Origin of the sequence: Burkholderia sp. BKH01 (assembly GCF_025685725.1) — a bacterium.
In the GTDB taxonomy this organism is placed as follows: Bacteria; Pseudomonadota; Gammaproteobacteria; order Burkholderiales; family Burkholderiaceae; genus Burkholderia; species Burkholderia pyrrocinia_C.
The window spans coordinates 249,322-266,215 of record NZ_JAOTQT010000004.1 but is presented as its reverse complement, the minus strand read 5'-3'; the positions used below and the strand labels follow the sequence as shown (position 1 = coordinate 266,215).

Annotated in this window: 12 protein-coding genes and 1 pseudogene; 5 read left to right on the top strand and 8 right to left on the bottom strand. The window is 64.4% G+C overall.

Annotated elements, in window-relative coordinates; translation table 11 throughout:
• Window positions 1–236 precede the first annotated feature (236 nt).
• Window positions 237–719 carry a hypothetical protein gene (locus OEJ37_RS09035; RefSeq protein ID WP_263344049.1) on the bottom strand — a complete coding sequence of 161 codons (483 nt, stop codon included), beginning with the start codon at window positions 717–719 and terminating at the stop codon, window positions 237–239.
• A 184-nt stretch (window positions 720–903) separates the two neighbouring features.
• Window positions 904–1,407, bottom strand: coding sequence for a hypothetical protein (locus OEJ37_RS09030; RefSeq protein ID WP_263344048.1), 504 nt, complete (start codon window positions 1,405–1,407; stop codon window positions 904–906).
• A gap of 934 nt (window positions 1,408–2,341) precedes the next feature.
• Here OEJ37_RS09030 and OEJ37_RS09025 point away from each other — a divergent pair.
• Window positions 2,342–3,421 (top strand): DUF1176 domain-containing protein, encoded by a 1,080-nt coding sequence (locus OEJ37_RS09025; protein ID WP_263344047.1) that lies wholly within the window; start codon window positions 2,342–2,344, stop codon window positions 3,419–3,421.
• Window positions 3,321–3,725 (top strand): PhzF family phenazine biosynthesis protein, encoded by a 405-nt coding sequence (locus tag OEJ37_RS34905; protein WP_317891526.1) that lies wholly within the window; start codon window positions 3,321–3,323, stop codon window positions 3,723–3,725. Before OEJ37_RS09025 ends, OEJ37_RS34905 begins: the two co-directional genes overlap by 101 nt.
• Window positions 3,726–3,884: 159 nt before the next feature.
• Here OEJ37_RS34905 and OEJ37_RS09015 read toward each other — a convergent pair whose 3' ends face one another.
• The 3 genes from OEJ37_RS09015 to OEJ37_RS09005 all read right to left on the bottom strand — a co-directional run bounded on the left by OEJ37_RS09015 (window position 3,885) and on the right by OEJ37_RS09005 (window position 9,478).
• Window positions 3,885–4,808: a recombination-associated protein RdgC gene (locus OEJ37_RS09015; RefSeq protein WP_174417244.1), complete on the bottom strand. Its 924-nt coding sequence runs from the start codon at window positions 4,806–4,808 to the stop codon at window positions 3,885–3,887.
• A gap of 258 nt (window positions 4,809–5,066) precedes the next feature.
• On the bottom strand, window positions 5,067–5,510 hold the full coding sequence (locus OEJ37_RS09010; RefSeq protein WP_263344046.1) for an outer membrane protein assembly factor BamE: 444 nt from the start codon (window positions 5,508–5,510) through the stop codon (window positions 5,067–5,069).
• Window positions 5,507–9,478, bottom strand: a complete 3,972-nt coding sequence (locus OEJ37_RS09005) for a YadA-like family protein (RefSeq protein ID WP_263344045.1) — start codon at window positions 9,476–9,478, stop codon at window positions 5,507–5,509. Before OEJ37_RS09005 ends, OEJ37_RS09010 begins: the two co-directional genes overlap by 4 nt.
• Before the next feature lie 127 nt (window positions 9,479–9,605).
• Between OEJ37_RS09005 and OEJ37_RS09000 the strand changes: the two genes are divergently transcribed.
• The 3 genes from OEJ37_RS09000 (at window position 9,606) to OEJ37_RS08990 (ending at window position 14,102) form a co-directional block, all read left to right on the top strand.
• On the top strand, window positions 9,606–9,905 hold the full coding sequence (locus OEJ37_RS09000; protein WP_175920014.1) for a hypothetical protein: 300 nt from the start codon (window positions 9,606–9,608) through the stop codon (window positions 9,903–9,905).
• 1,013 nt (window positions 9,906–10,918) lie between these two features.
• Complete coding sequence (locus tag OEJ37_RS08995) at window positions 10,919–11,752, top strand: response regulator (RefSeq protein WP_174417116.1); 834 nt, start codon at window positions 10,919–10,921, stop codon at window positions 11,750–11,752.
• On the top strand, window positions 11,745–14,102 hold the full coding sequence (locus OEJ37_RS08990; RefSeq protein ID WP_263344044.1) for a sensor histidine kinase: 2,358 nt from the start codon (window positions 11,745–11,747) through the stop codon (window positions 14,100–14,102). The genes OEJ37_RS08995 and OEJ37_RS08990 overlap by 8 nt, the downstream gene beginning before the upstream one ends.
• 31 nt (window positions 14,103–14,133) lie before the next feature.
• Here OEJ37_RS08990 and OEJ37_RS08985 read toward each other — a convergent pair whose 3' ends face one another.
• The 3 genes and pseudogenes from OEJ37_RS08985 to OEJ37_RS08975 all read right to left on the bottom strand — a co-directional run bounded on the left by OEJ37_RS08985 (window position 14,134) and on the right by OEJ37_RS08975 (window position 16,705).
• Window positions 14,134–14,610 carry a helix-turn-helix domain-containing protein gene (locus OEJ37_RS08985; RefSeq protein WP_175920012.1) on the bottom strand — a complete coding sequence of 159 codons (477 nt, stop codon included), beginning with the start codon at window positions 14,608–14,610 and terminating at the stop codon, window positions 14,134–14,136.
• An 11-nt stretch (window positions 14,611–14,621) separates the two neighbouring features.
• Window positions 14,622–15,431: pseudogene (locus OEJ37_RS08980) on the bottom strand (NAD(P)/FAD-dependent oxidoreductase); the annotation flags it as partial.
• Window positions 15,428–16,705, bottom strand: coding sequence for an NAD(P)/FAD-dependent oxidoreductase (locus OEJ37_RS08975; RefSeq protein ID WP_175920011.1), 1,278 nt, complete (start codon window positions 16,703–16,705; stop codon window positions 15,428–15,430). The pseudogene OEJ37_RS08980 and the gene OEJ37_RS08975, both read right to left, overlap by 4 nt.
• Window positions 16,706–16,894 lie beyond the last annotated feature (189 nt).

Sequence of the window (16,894 nt, the reverse complement as noted above, 5' to 3'; positions counted from 1 at the left end):
ATCTCGCGCGCCTTCAATTCGGGAGGGGTGGCTGTAAACGACCGCAAAGCGGCTCCGAGCCGCCACTGACCGTCGGCTAGGTCGAAGAGCCGTTTTGGGCTGCGGTCAGTCGCTTTTGACTGCTGCCGGCCATGAACAGCCATCCCGCCATCGATTGGCTCAGACACTCAGACGGCCGCTTCACGTCCGATTTCGGTCGTTTGCGAAAGCACCAAAGCTTCCTCGAAAAGAAGCGGTCATTGACGCTCACTTACCGTGACCGGGACGATTTTTTCCAGCTTGTCCAGCAACAGCTCCTTTTGCTGCTCCGGCAGCTTGACCAGACTGGGATACATGTTGATCAAAGCCAGCCGTTGCGAAGACGACTTGGAGGGCAGCAGCATGAGCAACCCCGCCTTCTCACGGTCGGACAGCGATGACAGATGCGGTAGCGCGCTGAGTTGCATCATCCTGGCAGAGTCTGCCGAAGGTACGGCAGGTTCGTCCGTCACGGCCGACGGTACCGATTTTTCCCCTCCTGGCGACGTGCTTTGCGCGGCCAACGGGCCCGGTCCCGACGACGCTTGCTGCGGGGCTGCCATTGGTGGCGGGGCGGAATCCCCTCCGCTGCATCCGGTGAGCAGCAGACTGAACAGCAGCATCCACCAAGCGTGCAAAGAATGGCGCGGTGCATGTGAGCCATGCCACACGCGGCAACCAAGGTGAACATCTTGTTGCATGACCAAGCATCCGATGATTCAGGAAAAAGTGGGCGTGGCACCGTATGAAATGACGGTACCAGCCGCCACCGATTGCAGACGTGCCGGCGGATGCCGGCACGCCCATCCCTATCGCTTAGGGCGCTCTCGCTAATGTCGGGTTTTTCCCGTTCAGTGGAATGTGCCGAAGCCTGTGCCAAGTCAATCAAGGACCCACGAGGCTGAAATAAGGCCCACTGAAGCCCGCGAAGGTGATCGTATACACGAAATTCGCAAGGGTTGGGCCCGCTATCAGCTGCTTGGTCCAGTTCCCGTTGGGGCAGCTGGCATCGGCTAGCAACTGTTGGGCGGTCGGCGCCACCACGCCGAGCGGCGGCACTACGATTTGCCCGTTCTTGGACGCTGTCAGTTTTCCCGACGAAGCAGCATCCGTGGCCTGCGTCTTCACGTCAACGACCTGACCGCCATGGTTTGTGCACTGCACGGTGCCCGAGTAAGTCGCTGACAGGTTCGCTGTCGCATTCGTGTGGCCGATCCCCCCGATGGTGGTCCCGGTACAACTGACATCCAGGGTGGCTTGATCTACTGTGCATACCGGCTCGGCAGTTGCAAAATGTGCTCCGCTGGGCCCATCGGCGGCATTGGTTTCGGCCCACGCTGCGGGAGCGACCAGCACCGCTGCCAATGTAATCAAAGCTAGATTCTTCATGCTTTTCTCCAAGAAGCCATTGATAAATAACTGACCTGCTATTACTTTTCTCCTTTCACCAGATTAAGGAAGCACTAATAAATCACATTTTTGTCGACGAGATTATCGACGCAACCCCGAAATTAAATGCATCGATATATAAGAGTGCGCGCCGAGAGTGCTCTTGCCGAAAATTAGCCGAGTTTGGTAGCTTTCCTGAATCGCCTTACGCACTCAGGACGGACCTCCCCAATGACAGGTCAACAACCGCGCAGCGTTCATCGTCAGACCTTTGTGGCGCGCCTTGTCGCGACCTAACCGATCCTTGACCACGCGAAAAGGATGCTCAACCCGCGCCTGGATCTCGGCTTTGCTTCGCTCCTCAATAGTCAGCAGATACCTCAAGCCATGACGGCAATCTTCCCTCTTCGTATTAATAATATTCACTTCAGAATTTCATTATCTTTGGCATACTAATCAATTTATAGAAAGTATAGAGAAGGAAAGGCAATGAACTAGAAATTTCTTTTTTGTTTGATGGAGGTTTTGCGCTGCATCTTGGCGCGCAACTTATGCGCAGCTGAACTATATTTAAAATTTTGCGGCACTGCAGTTCGACCCTCACCTATTATTAATAGAAGAATGACAAAGCGTACGTTTTCCGACTCGTCGAAGCTGCGAATAAGTTCGCGTTTGAGTTGCACGTGATACACGCCATGCCGACGATGCAGCCGCAGAGGTGACGCCCAACTCAACGTCCAGAGAGGATCCGGTGCTGGCCATTGTCGCCAAGACGCGTCGGAAGACGGCTTCGGGTCGGCAACAGCCATGTATGAAGCATCTGCTTTTTGATTCGTTGTTTGCCTCGATTCAAGGAGTGTCCCACCGAGATACGTTCACCACTGGGACATCACTTCCGCTACGATGCACCTCATCTTCGACCCAGTAAAAGTACATGAAAAATTGCGTCATTAAGACAAGCACAGTGCTCATTGCTGTTTTCGCTGGCGCGGCCGTCTCCCTCGTCGCCAGAGCAACTCCTCCTCAGGAAGTCAGCGCGCCCAGCTATGACACCTATAAGTCATGGTTGGTCGCCTGCGACAATGGCTTGACCTGCGAGGCGAAGGGTTTCGCGGACGGTGGCGAATTCAGCGCAGACTTGCGCTTCATTCGCACCGCCGGACCAAACAGCTCGCTCGAAGCACGGCTAAATGTCGCAACCAACGACAGTATCGATCTCGGTGATCTGCGTGTTGATGGAGAGCCACTGCGACTGGACGAGTCGGCCTGGCGTGTCGACTATGCCAACAATGTGGCGACTTTGTCAGCAACGCGCCCGGCGGCCGTGGCAGCCTTCGTATCCCGGCTTCGCAATGGCACAAAGCTTCAGGTCGGTTCGGAGGCAAGCGCTTATATTCCTCTCGATGGCATGGTCGCTGCGCTCTTGCGCATCGATGATCGGCAGGGACGAATCGGGGGTGTTACCGCGTTGATCCGCAAGGGCCCTGCACCGGCCTCCCGAGCCACACTCGCACCGTCACTACCGGTCGTACCGACACGGAAGATCGTTTCGCAGTTGCCGGATCGAGAGGAAAAGAGCCTGATCACGCGCACGAAACGTATCCGGGACGCCAGTAGTTGTGAGGACCATGCGTCAAAGTATCTCGAAGAAGCGGCGTATGCACTCAACACACAGAAGGCGTTGGTTTTTCTCCCATGCATTCAGGGAGCCTACCAAGGATCATCGGACGTGTTCATCGCCCCGCGCATTGGTGGCGGAGCACCGGAGCCCCTCAAGCTGAGAAACCCTGCGGGGGGAGTTTTAGACTCCTCACTGGTCGAACCGAACTTTGACCCTGCTACTGGCGTCCTATCGACTTTTGCCAAGGGGCGCGGGCTAGCTGATTGCGGTTTTCAGGCCGAATGGATCTGGGATGGTCAGGCATTTCAGATGTCGGCTGCGTCGCAGCAGAGTACCTGTGGTGGTGTTGGGCCCGGTGACTGGCCCACACTCTATCGGTCACGGAAAAGGTAAAGAAACACCTAGGTTCCCGCATGCACCTTCGATCTCGGTTGCGAGCGCGGCGCGTATGTTCGCGCCACGATTCGGCATCAGCGAGGAATCAGCGACAGGAACGGCTGCTGGCCCTCTGGCGTGCTTTCTCCATGAACATAGGCATATCAAAGACCGAGAGATCTTCATCGAACAGGGGCGACTGATGCAACCACCGTCCCCAAGCGCCATCAAAGTCATACTCGACATTGACGACGGCAAGGTTTCTCGATTGAAGGCCGGAGGCGGCGCTAAGGTCGTGCGGTCGATGAATCTGGAAGTCTGACGAGTTCGCGTGAACGGTATCGAGATGGTCGAAGGACCGCTCCGGGTCGCGAGCGCCCAGCCGCGACCCGCCGCCAGGGCGGCGACGGTCCTCCTCGAAATGTCGCGTCAGCGCGAAACCTCGCCGTCGCGAGGCGATGACCTCGACAGCCGACGGAGTTCAGGCCGCTGCCGCCGTATGAATCGAGTCGTGCCGATCGCCACCCAGGATATCGACAAGATTGGTCAGCATCCGCCCCAATTCACCCGTCATCAGCGTGAAATCCGAGTCGAAGCGTTCATCGTCGTTCTGCGCGGTGGGATCCGTCGCCTCCTTGATCACGTCGAGCGGCGTGACACGCTTCATCGTCAGCGACGGTGTCAGCACGAAGGAGATCCGGTCATCCCAGGTCATCGCGAGGCGCATGCATTGTTTGCCGGCCTCGATGTGCCGGCGCATGTCGTTCGCTTCCAGCGCGTGGCCGACATATCGCACCGTGGCGCCGCCTTCGCCGCTCGAGCGCAACTCGGCGTCCTGGTCCACGGTGAATCCGCCCGGCGCCTCGCCGGACAGCAGCCAATCCGTCATCGCGGCGACCGGCGAAAGCGCCACATGAACGCCGGCGAGCGGCAGCTGATCGATCGATTTTACGAGCAGGCCGCGAACGTCGTCGGCAAGAGCCTGTGCAGCCGCATCGATGACGAGCCAGCCGTTCGCCGTATCGATCCACACGCGGGTATCGCGACGAATGGTGAACGCGCGCGGCAGCAGTTCGTCGGTAACCTGCTCCTTGAGTTCGCGCAGCTGTTTTCGCCCCACCTTGAAGCCCTGCTGCTCCTCGACTTCAAGCGCCCTGGCCTTGGTCACCTGATTGACGACCGACGCCGGGAGCAGCTTCTTTTCGGCACGAAACACCAGCAGCATCTGCCGGTTAATCGAATACACAAGCGCGCCGTCGTCACGCGGCGACGCCCATCCGAAGCGCTGCATCTCGACGCTGCTGCCCGGCTGGAACGCGTGGGGCGCCAGCCATTTTTCCATCTGATCGGGGGTAACGGCCCAAGGTGCCGGAAGACGATGAAGCTGAAGATTTTTGAACCACATAGGAGTACGGGCAAAGCGCACCATTCTATATGACGGTGACGCTTCCCGGCGCCGGATTCAACCGGTCGATGCAACAGCCTGATGGAATCGTTCAGCCGGGCGAGTCTCGGCAATTCGGCAATTGCAGTCCCACAACCCCGATCGCGGTTTCACTCTTTCCACTTCCGTGCTGCAACGCCCGACGGCAATGCAGTTGCGGGCGCCGATAGCCTCAACCCATCGGCACCCGCAACCGCCCCGAAGGCCGGTCAGACAGCGTCAGCCCTCCTTGCCCCTCACCCCCTTCCCACCAAAAGCCTCGCACTCCGCCTTATCCCACCGCGTCTTCACGACGCGGTTATCCGAATCGAACTGAACCTGATACTGGCAGGTCGCGACCTTTCCGGAATCGCGGAACTGGAACAGGTAATTCCACGTCCGCACATGAAAGATCCACTCGTGGAAATGCGGCGGCCCAAGCAGCTCGTAAAGCTGGTTCTTCGTCACGCCCGGCTGAACCTGCGCGAGATTCGCGAGATTCGGATACGTGCCCTCGGGCAACGTGGCCGTATCGGCCGACGGGAACGGCGGATCGCCCTGCTGCGTGGCGCATCCGGTCAGGCCGGCGACGGCGAGCAGTGCCGCGGCCGCGAACTTAGCAATGTGTGCGTTCATGTTTGGCATCGTTTGAATGAAAGGGAAACGGCGCGGTTCGCGGCTCACCACTGATACCCGGCGCCGACCACCGCGCCATACGTGCCGCGCGTGTTGGTCGAGACGGCCGCCTTGTAGATCCAGTGGTTGTTCTCCGAAATCGTCGAAATGCCGAGCGCCTGCCCCGACTGGCCGCGATACACGCTACCGGCCACCGCGACCATGCTCTTGCCGGGCCCGGACGGTTGCGGCAGGCCGGCCACGGCCATCGCCGTCGCCGTGCCGCCGTCCGCATCGCGGCGGTAGCTGTCGAGGCTGTTGCGCAAGCTGGCGACCTGGCCGTCCGTGTAGCTGTTCGCCTGCGACAGCGTGTTGCCGACGCTGGCGTTCAGCTGGTTCACGTTGACCGCATCGGTGCCCTGCGTGCCGGCCGCGACGTTGACAACCTGCCGTGCCGAATCCGCCGAGCCGACCGCGACGACGTTCGAGCGCCCGCCGTCGTTGCTGCCCGTGCCGATCGCGGCCGAGTTACTGCCCGACGCGGTCGACCCGACCCCGATCGCGGTCGAGCCGTTGCCGGACGCCAGCGACCCGTTGCCGACCGCCGTGCTGTTCGAGCCCGATGCGACCGCGCCCGAGCCGCCCGCCGACGAGTTCGACCCGATCGATCCCGGCGGCACGTTGGAGCCGGCCGGATTCGATGTGTACGAACCGCCGAGGTTGGACGTGCGCTGGCTGATCAGCGTCGTCAACTGGTTGGCGACCGAATCGAGCTGCGACACATTCACCGCGTCGGTGCCGCTCTTGCCGGCCGCGAGGCCGGTGATCTGCCGGTTGCCGACGTTCACTTCGCCTGACGACGACTGCGGGCTGCTCAGGCCGTACGCGATGTAGTTTGTCTGCGCGCCGACCGTGGTCAGCGAACCCGCGCCGAGCGCGACGCTGTTCGCCAGCGTCGCCGATGCGCCGGCGCCAAGTGCGAGCGCGTCGGTCGCGTTGCTGCGCGCACCCGATCCGAGCGCGACGCTGCCGACGCTGGCCGCGACCGCGTGGGCGCCCTGCGCGACCGACTGCGCGCCGGTGGCCGTCGCGCCGCTGCCGAGCGCGATCGCATCGGCCTGCGCGGAACTCGCCGCCTGCCCGATCGCGACGCCGCCCGGCGCGGTGGCGTCGACGATCGCGCCGTTGCCGATGCCCACGCCGTTATCGCCGTTGACAACCGTCGTCGGGCCGACCGCGATCGACTCCGCACCGACCGCGAGCGAATCCACGGCCGTCGAGTTCGCATGGAAATACTTCTGGCTCGTGACCGCGAACGACTGCAGCGCGCCGGCCAGCTGCCGCACGGTCACGGCATCCTGCTGGCCGGTGCCGTCAGCGACGTTGGTGATCTGGCGATACGTCCTGCTCGTCGCGTCGCCGACCGATACCGCGCCCAGCAGCGTCTGGTCGGTCGTGTTGAACGGGATCGACGCGCTGCCGTTGCGGATCACGCCGGAAGCCGGCACCGTCGCGCGATCGGCCACCGAGCCGGCGCCGAACGCGATGCTGCCGTCCACCCTCGCGACCGCGTTCGGGCCGATCGCGACGCTGTCGACGCCGAGCGCCTGGCTGTCCGGCGCGGTCGAGTTCGCGTGGAAATACTTGGTGCCGTGCGCGTTGATGTTGTCGATCGCCGAGCCGACGTTGTTGTTGATCGTCGTCGAGCCGTCGCTGTTGTACGTCACGTACGACGGCGCCGAGATCGTCCCGGTCGTCGGGTTGTAGGTCGCGCCGCCGCCGATCGCGCCAGCCGTGCTGTTGCCGAGATTGGTGTTGTTCGACGCAATCGAGCTGAGGCTGGTCGACAACGAGCCGATGCCCGTCGACGTCGCGGTCGACAGCGACGTCAGGTTGCTGTTCGTGCTCGACAGGCCGGTGGACAGCGAGCCGACGATCGTCGAGGTCGACGTGGACAGCGACGTGATCGAGCTGTTGGTCGAACTGAGGCCGGTGGACAGCGAACCGATGCTCGTCGACGTGGCGGTCGACAGCGACGTCACGCTGCTGTTCGTCGTGCTCAGGCCGGTCGACAGCGAAGCGACGCCGGTGGACAGCGAACCGACGATCGTCGAGGTCGACGTGGACAGCGACGTGATCGAGCTGTTCGCGCTCGACAGGCCGGTGGACAACGAGCCGATGCTCGACGACGTCGACGTCGACAGCGACGTGACCGTGCTGTTGGTCGAGCTCAGGCCCGTCGACAGCGAGCCGACCACCGTCGACGTGGAGGTCGACAACGACGTAATGCTCGACGACGTCGACGTCGACAGCGACGTGACCGCCTGATTCGTCGCATCGAGCTGCGACCCGTTGATCGCGTCCGTGCTCGCCGAATTGACGCGCCCGGCCGCGACGTTGGTGATCTGGCGTTCGGTGCCCGGTCGGCCGACGCTGACGACACTGGTCGGCGTCGTGCCCTGGAAGGTGTACGTGACGCTGCCGATCGTCGCGCTCGACGTCGGATGCGGTGCAGCCGTCGTCGAGCCTGAGCCGAGCGCAACATCGCCCGCGTTGTTCGCCACGGCCGACGCGCCGAACGCCACCGCGCCCGCCGCCGCGGCGGTCGACGTATTGCCGAGCGCGAGCGAGCCGACGCCCTGCGCGTTGTTCGAATTGCCGATCGCCACCGCGCCGTCGCCGTTCGCCGTGTTGTTCGAACCGGCCGTGACAGCACCCGTGCCGATCGCGGTGCTCGGGTCGCCGATCGCCACCGCGCCGTTGCCGCTGACCGTCTGGCCTGCGCCGAGCGCGACGGCGCCGGTACCCGCCAGCACCTTCGAGTTGTTGCCGCCGGCGATCGAGCCCGCGCCCGCGGCAGCGGCGACCGAGTTGGTGTCGCCGATCGCCACCGTGGAACCCGCCGCCGCGACGCTGTTGATGCCGATTGCGGTCGAATTGATGGCCGACGCCGTCGCACCGGGGCCCAATGCAGTCGCCGATATGCCGCTCGCTCGCGCGAGATTGCCGAACGCGACAGCAAACTGCTGCGTCGCGGTCGCCTGCACACCCATCGCGATCGAACTGATGCCCGACGTATTCGCGCTCAGACCGAACGCCATCGACTGGTCGGCGCCGGCCGTCGTGCTCGAACCCAGCGCGATCGAGCTGGTGCCGAGCGACTGCGTGCCCGATCCGGGCACGCCGGCCGTGCCGCCCCAGCCGATCGCGATCGACGTGCCGCCCTTCGCGCCGCTGTTGACGCCCATCGCGACGCCGGAATTGCCGGTCGCCAGCGCGCCGCTACCCACCGCAACGGCGGCCGCGCCTGAACTCGTCGACTGGTTGCCGATCGCGACCGTGCCCGTATCGGTGGCATGCGACGCGTAGCCGAGCGCGATGCTCTGAACCCCCACCGCGCTCGCCCCGAGACCGAGCGCGGCCGCATACTGGCCGGACGCCAGCGCATTGTTGCCGAGCCCGATGGCGGAAACGCCGGTCGCGGCTGCGCCGCTGCCGATCGCCACCGCGCCGCTTTGGGTCGCGCTCGAGAGATTGCCGACGGCAACCGAGTAAGCGCCGCTGCCGATCGCCTGCACGCCGAGCGCCGCGCTATTGACACCGGTCGCCTGCGAGTTGATGCCGACGGCCGTCGAACCGTCGGCCATCGCGTGAGCACCCGGGCCGATCGCAGTGGCCGAAACACCTTGCGCCGTCGACAGGTTGCCCAATGCGGTCGAATTCTGCTGCGCGGCGCTCGAACCGACGCCGATCGCGATCGAACTGATGCCGCCGGTTGCCGACCCGCCATCCTGCGCGTACTGCGCATGCACAGCAACATGGAACAAGCCGAGATACGCCGATGCCATCAGCACGGCCAGCCGCCGTAGCGACGGAGCGGCAGGCATTCCCGCGTGTGTCGCCGCGCCCCTGATCGCCGTACGTTCCGCCGCGCTGCTCGACGACGCAACGCGCTTGCCGCGCGCACGGTCAAGCTCCGACGCCGCAACCCAGGCCCCCAATGCTTCGTTCCAGATCGACTTGAACGACTTGTTCATCTTGTCTTCCCTCGGTTCTCATGTGCTGGATGACGCAACAGCGAACGCATCGACAAGCGATCACGCATCCCTCTGCGTTCCCGCTCGTCTTGCGACGCTCCACGCTTCACTTTGGATAGCTAACTAAATGCTCGAACAACGCTGCACGACACTCGCGATCGCCATCGCGATCACGCGACCGCACGCCGCACGTGCGCTTCGGCACGATGCGCGACGACGATCGCCGGTTATCGAATCATGGAAGCCGACGTCGCAGGAAAAGCGGCGGCGCGATGCACCGCGCACCGCGAATCCGCGCGCGTGCGCCGTCGCACCGAACCTGCGGCGACCTCGAATTTCATGGGAAAGCGTCGTTCAGACGCCGGATGGACGGATGCCGGCCCAAACCCCGGGGCGGCCCGTCGTGATTCATTCAGGAGGAGGATGACGCTGCGTAGTCCCCGGGTCTGAAGCATGCGCCGCCGGTTCGATCGAACCGGTGCGTCGAACTGCCATGCCTGTCGTATTCATATTTTTCATGCCCGCCTGATTCGATAGCGCACCGCGCGCGATCGCGCCCGAGCGAATCAAACCGCCAGGCTGCCACCGCGAAGCCGCTCACCCTTTCCGTTCGGCCGCCAAACGCACTTTCCGGATTTCCGGAAAAGAACCGAGGGCTTGCCGAACGACCCCTTCACCGAATTAATCGGTCTAATTTCCTTGACGATTTTTCTTGCCAGATGCTTCACACCCTGACCAACGCCACAATTCTCCGGTTTATCTTGTATACCAACACATGCGGAGAATTATGAAGTTTTCATTACCCTCGTGCCAGTTATTCGCCCACTGCCGCATTCTCATATTTTGAGAATTTCATCATTCAATGTCACATTGAATATCGCATGCTTCCGGATATGACAGCGGCAAGCAATCCGCTCGGGATCGCTCACCCCGAAGAACCGATTCCATCCGCTCCGGAGCTAGTGTGCAGGCATTCGTTCAAACAAACCTTTTCCCGAGCGGACGAACCCTTTTCCCGAGCGGACGACATTTACATTCATACATTTCGGCGCGAAATCCGATTTCTCCGGGAAAAAATTTTGAACAGCGATCAATAAAACATTAATCAGTAAAGCCTCGAGCTGGCACTTTCAATTTACTCGAACGATACCAACCCTCGACACAAGACGCTCGAATTCATCACTCGGGCCATTTCAATCTGATAATCATCTTCCCGGAAATAAAGACCGATATTAAAAGGTATTCGGAATCTTTTTCCACTTCTTTTTATACCCGCCGATCGCCGCTACAGAAAACCCGCCGGACCCCGTCGGATATGCCCACACAGGACGCACGGAATCCTCACAATCGTGCTTTTGCCGGCATATAATTTTTCGCAACAATCGCGCGCATAGCGATGCTTTCAGCCCGTCAGACCTACTTCCCTACCCGTCCGCAACCATGTCATCCCGCTCGTCCAGCCCGGCGCCGCTTCGCTCCACGCCGGATCTCGCTGACGCACATATTCTTGTCGTCGACGATCGCCCGAACGACCTGCGGCTCCTGACCGAAATCCTGCGAGCCGCACGGTGCCGGATCAGCGTCGCGTTCGACGGGCTCCAGGCCTATCATCGTGCGCAAGCCATCTCTCCCGACCTGATCCTGATGGACGTGCGCATGCCGCGCATGGACGGGTTCGCCGCGTGCCGGCTACTGGCGTCGACGCCGTCGACGCAGTCCATCCCGGTGATCATCCTGACCGCCGCGGGCGATCTCGAGGATCGCATCGCGGGGCTCGAAACCGGCGCGATCGACTACATCGTCAAGCCATTCGAACCGGCGGAAGTGATCGCCCGGATCCGCAATCACCTGAAGCGCGCGCGGCGCAGCCAGCCGTTTGCGTACCTGCCCGAACTGCCCGACAACCCCGACGCGGCCGTCGTGCGCGCGGCGAGCGAGGTGCTGCTGCGCAACTTGCGCCATCCGCCGGCGCTCGAGGATCTCGCCAAACAGGTCGGCACGCACGAAAAGCGCCTGTCCCGCGTGTTCCGCGACCATCTCGGCCAGACCGTGTTCGAGTATCTGCGCGACACGCGCCTGCGCGCCGCGATGCACTTTCTCGCGGAAACGTCGATGGGGATCGGCGACATCGCCGAGGAAATCGGCTTTTCCACGCCCGGCAATTTCGCGACGGCGTTCCGCGAACGCTTCGGCATCACGCCGTCCGACTGGCGCCGCCAGCGCCACGCGGTCAATGCGCCGCCCACACCGGGGGAGCACCATCACGATGCGTAGCCGATACGCGGCATGGGCAGCCGGATGTCGCGCGTTGCTGCTGCTTCTGATGGCGATGGCCGTCACCTGCGCGACGGCCCGGGCCGCACCGGCGCCCAACCCCGCGCAACTGGAAGCCGTGTCGGTGTTCGAGGACGCCGGCACGACGATGACCGCCGATCAGGTCGACGCCCGACTCGCCGATCCGTCACGCGGTAAATCCGCGGCAACCACACCATCGTTCAACGTCGAGTTTTCCCGGTCGGCATGGTGGGTCCGCGCGACGCTGGCCAACCGCGGCAACACGGTGCGCCCGCTGGTACTGGTGTTGCGCGACGCGCGCGTCGACCATGCCGACTTCTATCTGCACCGGGACGGCCAGTGGACACTCGCCAGCCGCTTCGCCGCCGCCAATGCCGATGCCGATGCCGATGCGAACCGGCTGCCATCGCGGTACCCGGTACTCGACGTCACGCTGCGCGCCGGCGAAAGCATCCCCGTGCTGATCCGCGTCACGTCGCGCAAGGAAATGCGGCTCGCGCCGGCCGCGTTCACCCGCGAAGCATGGAACGCTCAGGAGTCGCGCGCCACGATGTGGGACTTCGGTTTCTTCGGCGGGTTGCTCGCGCTCGTGTGGTGCGCGCTGCTGATCGGGTTCTTCTCGCGCAGCGGCATGTTCTACGTGCTGGCCGCGACGGCGCTGGGCACGACGCTGTTCGAAGCGGCGTACCGCGGATACATGGCGTTGGCGCTGTGGCCCGTCGCGCGCGAGTGGTCGGCGCGCGGCGAGGTGATCTTCGCGTACCTGGCGGTCTCGCTCCTCATCGTGTTCATTCTGTTGGTCGCGCATCGCGAGAAGGCTCGGCTCCCGGTGCGCGCCGTCTACATGACGATCCTCGGCCTCGAATGCGCGGGAATGGCCGGCGCCGCCTTCGGCGACCTGCTGACCTTCACATGGTTCTGCCTGCGGCTGAACACCGTGCTGGGGATCGTGAACGTCGGCATCGCGCTGACGCTCGCGATCCGCCGGACGCCGACCGGCCGCGTAATGCTGATCGCGGTTACGCTCGCCTGCTTCAACATCCTGCTGCGCGCGCTAGACGGCATGGACGCGCTGCCTCCGTTCCTGTTCTGGCTCAAGTCCGATATCTATCCGAACCCCGTCACCGCGATCATCGGGCTCGCCACGCACCTGCTGGTGCTGGCCGCGTGGATCCACCACGTGGGCCGTCAACGCACCGAGGCGAGAAAACGGCTCGAGCATTTCCAGCTCACCGAACAGGATCGTCTGCGCGACGAAGTCGCGCGGCGCACGGTCGCGCTCAACGACGCGCTGCAGCAGGTGAAGACGCACATGCAGCAGAAGATCGAGACGCTCGGCTATGTCAGCCACGACCTGCGCGCGCCGCTGTCCACGATCAACGGCTACGCGAAGCTGCTGCTGCAAAGCGCGACGCGCGGCCAGGCGCGGCTGATCCGGTCGATCGACCGCAGCATCCGCTACCAGCTCGCGCTGATCGACGAACTGCTGGCGTTCACGAAAGCCGAGTTGCAGCCGCTCGGCGTGTCGCCGGACACGACCGACCTGCCCGCCCTGCTCGACGATATCGGCCACTATGCGGTCGCGCTATGCGCGCAGCAGGACAACCGGTTCGTCTACCGGCCGGCCACGCCGCTGCCGCACACGGTGTCGATCGACGGCATGCGGCTGCAGCAGGTGCTGCTCAACCTGCTGTCCAACGCGTCGAAATTCACGCGCGACGGCACGGTCACGCTGTCGGTCCATGCGGCGCGGGAAGGCGATGCGTGGCGTCTCCTGTTCGAGGTCGCCGATACGGGGATCGGGATCGACATCAGCGGAACGCGCGACATCTTCCGCGCGTACCAGCAGGTGCAGGCCGTGAATGGTGGAACGGGGCTCGGCCTGTTCATCGCGCAGCGCATCGTCGACGCGATGGGCGGCGAACTGGCCGTCTCCAGCCGGCCGGGCGCCGGCACGTCGTTCTCGTTCCCGATCGTCGCACCGGTAGTCGGGCACGCGCTGGTGCCGGTGTCGGAACTCGTCCGGCGGTTTCAGCCGGCCGACGATACCGAACCGGAGATCGCCGCGCCGTTGCTGCACGGCCCGTCCGACGATGCGCTCGACGAACTGATCCTGCTCGCCGGCGAGGGCCGGCTCACCGATATCGAAGAGTGGCTCGGCCAGCATGCTGACGAGCCCGAGCATGCGGCCTTCGTGCAGGACGTGCGAGAGCACCTCGACGCGCTCGATCTGCAAGCGATCGAGAAGCTGGCCGGTTCGCTGAAACGCGCGCGCATCGCCGATACGTCATTCGATGCCGAGACGGATACGGCCGGGCCGGCCCGATAGCGGGCAGACGCGCCCGCGCCTCGTCCAAACGTCAAGCGGAAGCCACCGTGCTGCCCGAACTCTGCTCGCGCGCCCCTGCCGCGCGTCGCCCTGACGCCGACGCCGATGCGCCGTTCGGCCGGGCCGCATTCGGCCGGTCGACGTAATCGCGCGGCGTGCGCCCGAGCACCCTTCTGAAATGGCGGCACAGATGGCTCTGGTCGAAGAACCCGACCTCGGTCGCGACGACCGACGGCGGCAGCCCCGCGCGCAGCAGGTCCTGCGCGCGCCGCACCCGCACGAGGCACAGATAACGATGCGGCGACACGCCCAGCTCGCTGCGAAAGCGCGCGGCAAAACGCGACACGCTCAGCCCGGCCACCGCCGCGAGCGCCTCGATGCTCAACGGCTGCGCGTACGAAGTCTCGATGATGCGCAGCGCGCCGCCGACGGCGCGCGATACGGGCTGCGCAACGCCGAACGGGCGGATCGCCTCATGATCGATCACGTGATGAAAAACGTCGGCCATGCGCGGGTTCCTCAGGTCGTTGCGTGCGTCGCGTCGGCCGGCATCGCGAAGCGCCCGATCGCGAACGGCTCGATCGGCGTGCTCGTCGCGCCCGTATCGATCAGCTCCGCCATCGTGTCGCCGACGCCCGGGCCGAGCTGGAAGCCGTGCCCGCAGAAGCCGAACGCGTAATACAGCCCGTCGACCTTCGCGCTGCGCCCCATGATCGGCCGGTCGTCCGGCATGTAGCCCTCGACACCGCTCCACACGCGAATGATGTTCAGCCGCGTCAGAGCCGGTGCGACGCGCGCAAGCTGCGTGAACTGCAGCAGCGTGCTCTCGGGCAGCACCTTCGCGCGCCGTTCGTCGAGATAGGCCGGTGCGCGCGCACAGCCGCCGATCACGACGTTGCCGCGCTCGACCTGCCGGAAATACACGACTTCCTCGATATGCGGCGACGATACGCCGACGGCCGGCAGGATCGAATACGGCACGGGCTCCGTCACGCACATCTGCGGCCCGTTGACCGCGATCGGCACCGGCTCGCCGAACTGCGTGCTGAGCTGGTTGCCCCACGCGCCGGCCGTCACGAGCAGGTTCGGCGCGCAGAACACGCGGCCGTCGGCGCTCGTCGCGCGGAACGTGTCGCCGTCCTTCTCGACGGTCGCGATCGCGGTGTTCTCCTCGATCCGCGCACCCGCGCGCGCCGCCGCGCGGCCGAACGCCGGCGCGGCGAGGCGCGGGTTCGCATGGCCGTCCAGCGCCGAATGGGACGCGCTCAGCACCTCGGGGCCGAGAAACGGAAACTTCGCGCGCATCGCCGCGCCGCGATACAGGTTCAGTGCAGGATGTCCTGCAGCCGGTAATACGCGCCGACGAACGGCAGGAACCACGCATGCCCGAAATGGCCCGGCATCGCCGGCCAGTCGAGCTCGCGCCACGGATTCGACGCGGCCGCGCCATACATCACGTCGGCCATTACACGGCCCATGTGCACCGACATCTGCACGCCGTGGCCGCTGTAGCCCATCGAGTAATAGACGCCTTCGTGCTGGCCGGCACGCGGCAGGCGGTCGGCGGTGATGTCGACGAGCCCGCCCCAGCAATAGTCGAGCCGCACGTTCGCGAGCGCCGGGAAATACTCGGCCATCCCGGCGCGCAGGATGTCGCCGCTTTTCGCATCGGAGCGCGGGCTCGACATCGCGAAGCGCGCGCGGCCGCCGAACAGCAGCCGGTTGTCGGGCGTTACGCGGAAGTAGTTGCCGATATGGCGCGACGTCACGTAGGCGCGGCGGTGCGGAAACAGCCGGTTCAGTTGCGCGTCGGGCAGCGGCTCGGTCACCACGATGAAACTGCCGACCGGCGCGATGCGCCGCCGGAACCACGCGAACGGCCCGTGCTGCGACGCGCCGGTCGCGACCAGCACGCGATCGGCCACGATCCTGCCGCGCGTGCAGGTGATCGCGTGGCGCTCGCCATCGAGCCGCTCGAGCTGCGTGACGGCCGCATGCTCGTAGATGCGCGCGCCGGCCCGCGCCGCGGCTTGCGCGAGCCCGACGCCGAACTTGCCCATGTGCATCTGCGCGCCGTTGCGCTGCAGCAGGCCGCCGTAAAAGCCGTCGGAACCGATCTCGTCGCGAATCCGCGACGGCTCGATCAGTTCGATGTCCGGATCGACGTCGCGCCGCAATGCGTCGAAGGTCTTCGCGAGCCCAGCGAAATGCTGCGGCTTCGCGGCAAGCTTCAGCTTGCCGGCGCGCCGGAAATCGCAGTCGATCGCGTGTTCGGCGACGATCGTTTCGACGGTTCGCACCGCGCTCTCGTACGCACGATAGAACTGCTTCGCCTGCTCGGCGCCGAGTCGTTCGGCGAGCGACGCGTAGTCCTGCGCGACGCCGGTGTTGCATTGCCCGCCGTTGCGGCCGGATGCCTCCGCGGCGACCTGCGCGGCTTCGAGCACCACGACCGACACGCCGCGCTGCGCGAGCGCCAGCGCCGCCGACAACCCGGTAAAACCGCCGCCGATCACGACCACGTCGGCGCGCCCTTCTACGGGCCCTTCGCTGCCGGCGCGAAAGTCGGGGCGGGTTTCCAGCCAGTACGATTCGAATTTCATCGGATCCTTCGTGAGCATTCGGACGCCGCGAACGACGCGCATGCGCAGCGCGGCCCGCGTGTCGCCGCAGGCTCGCGATCGGGCGACGGCCGCCCGGTGGATACCATTTAAGCACCGCCAAAAAGCGCGGTTGCCGCGTATTGGCGCACGGCGCGCGCATCATCCGCTGTTTTGCGCGGCCGCCGCAGC

What these genes read in the sequence shown, in the direction of transcription:
- OEJ37_RS34905 (WP_317891526.1), top strand. Translation starts at nt 3,321, where the DNA reads ATGGTCAGGCATTTCAGATGTCGGCTGCGTCGCAGCAGAGTACCTGTG.
- OEJ37_RS08995 (WP_174417116.1), top strand. Translation starts at nt 10,919, where the DNA reads ATGTCATCCCGCTCGTCCAGCCCGGCGCCGCTTCGCTCCACGCCGGAT.
- OEJ37_RS08990 (WP_263344044.1), top strand. Translation starts at nt 11,745, where the DNA reads ATGCGTAGCCGATACGCGGCATGGGCAGCCGGATGTCGCGCGTTGCTG.
- OEJ37_RS09035 (WP_263344049.1), bottom strand. Translation starts at nt 719, where the DNA reads ATGCAACAAGATGTTCACCTTGGTTGCCGCGTGTGGCATGGCTCACAT.
- OEJ37_RS09000 (WP_175920014.1), top strand. Translation starts at nt 9,606, where the DNA reads ATGCTCGAACAACGCTGCACGACACTCGCGATCGCCATCGCGATCACG.
- OEJ37_RS08985 (WP_175920012.1), bottom strand. Translation starts at nt 14,610, where the DNA reads ATGGCCGACGTTTTTCATCACGTGATCGATCATGAGGCGATCCGCCCG.
- OEJ37_RS09005 (WP_263344045.1), bottom strand. Translation starts at nt 9,478, where the DNA reads ATGAACAAGTCGTTCAAGTCGATCTGGAACGAAGCATTGGGGGCCTGG.
- OEJ37_RS09030 (WP_263344048.1), bottom strand. Translation starts at nt 1,407, where the DNA reads ATGAAGAATCTAGCTTTGATTACATTGGCAGCGGTGCTGGTCGCTCCC.
- OEJ37_RS08975 (WP_175920011.1), bottom strand. Translation starts at nt 16,705, where the DNA reads ATGAAATTCGAATCGTACTGGCTGGAAACCCGCCCCGACTTTCGCGCC.
- OEJ37_RS09025 (WP_263344047.1), top strand. Translation starts at nt 2,342, where the DNA reads ATGAAAAATTGCGTCATTAAGACAAGCACAGTGCTCATTGCTGTTTTC.
- OEJ37_RS09015 (WP_174417244.1), bottom strand. Translation starts at nt 4,808, where the DNA reads ATGTGGTTCAAAAATCTTCAGCTTCATCGTCTTCCGGCACCTTGGGCC.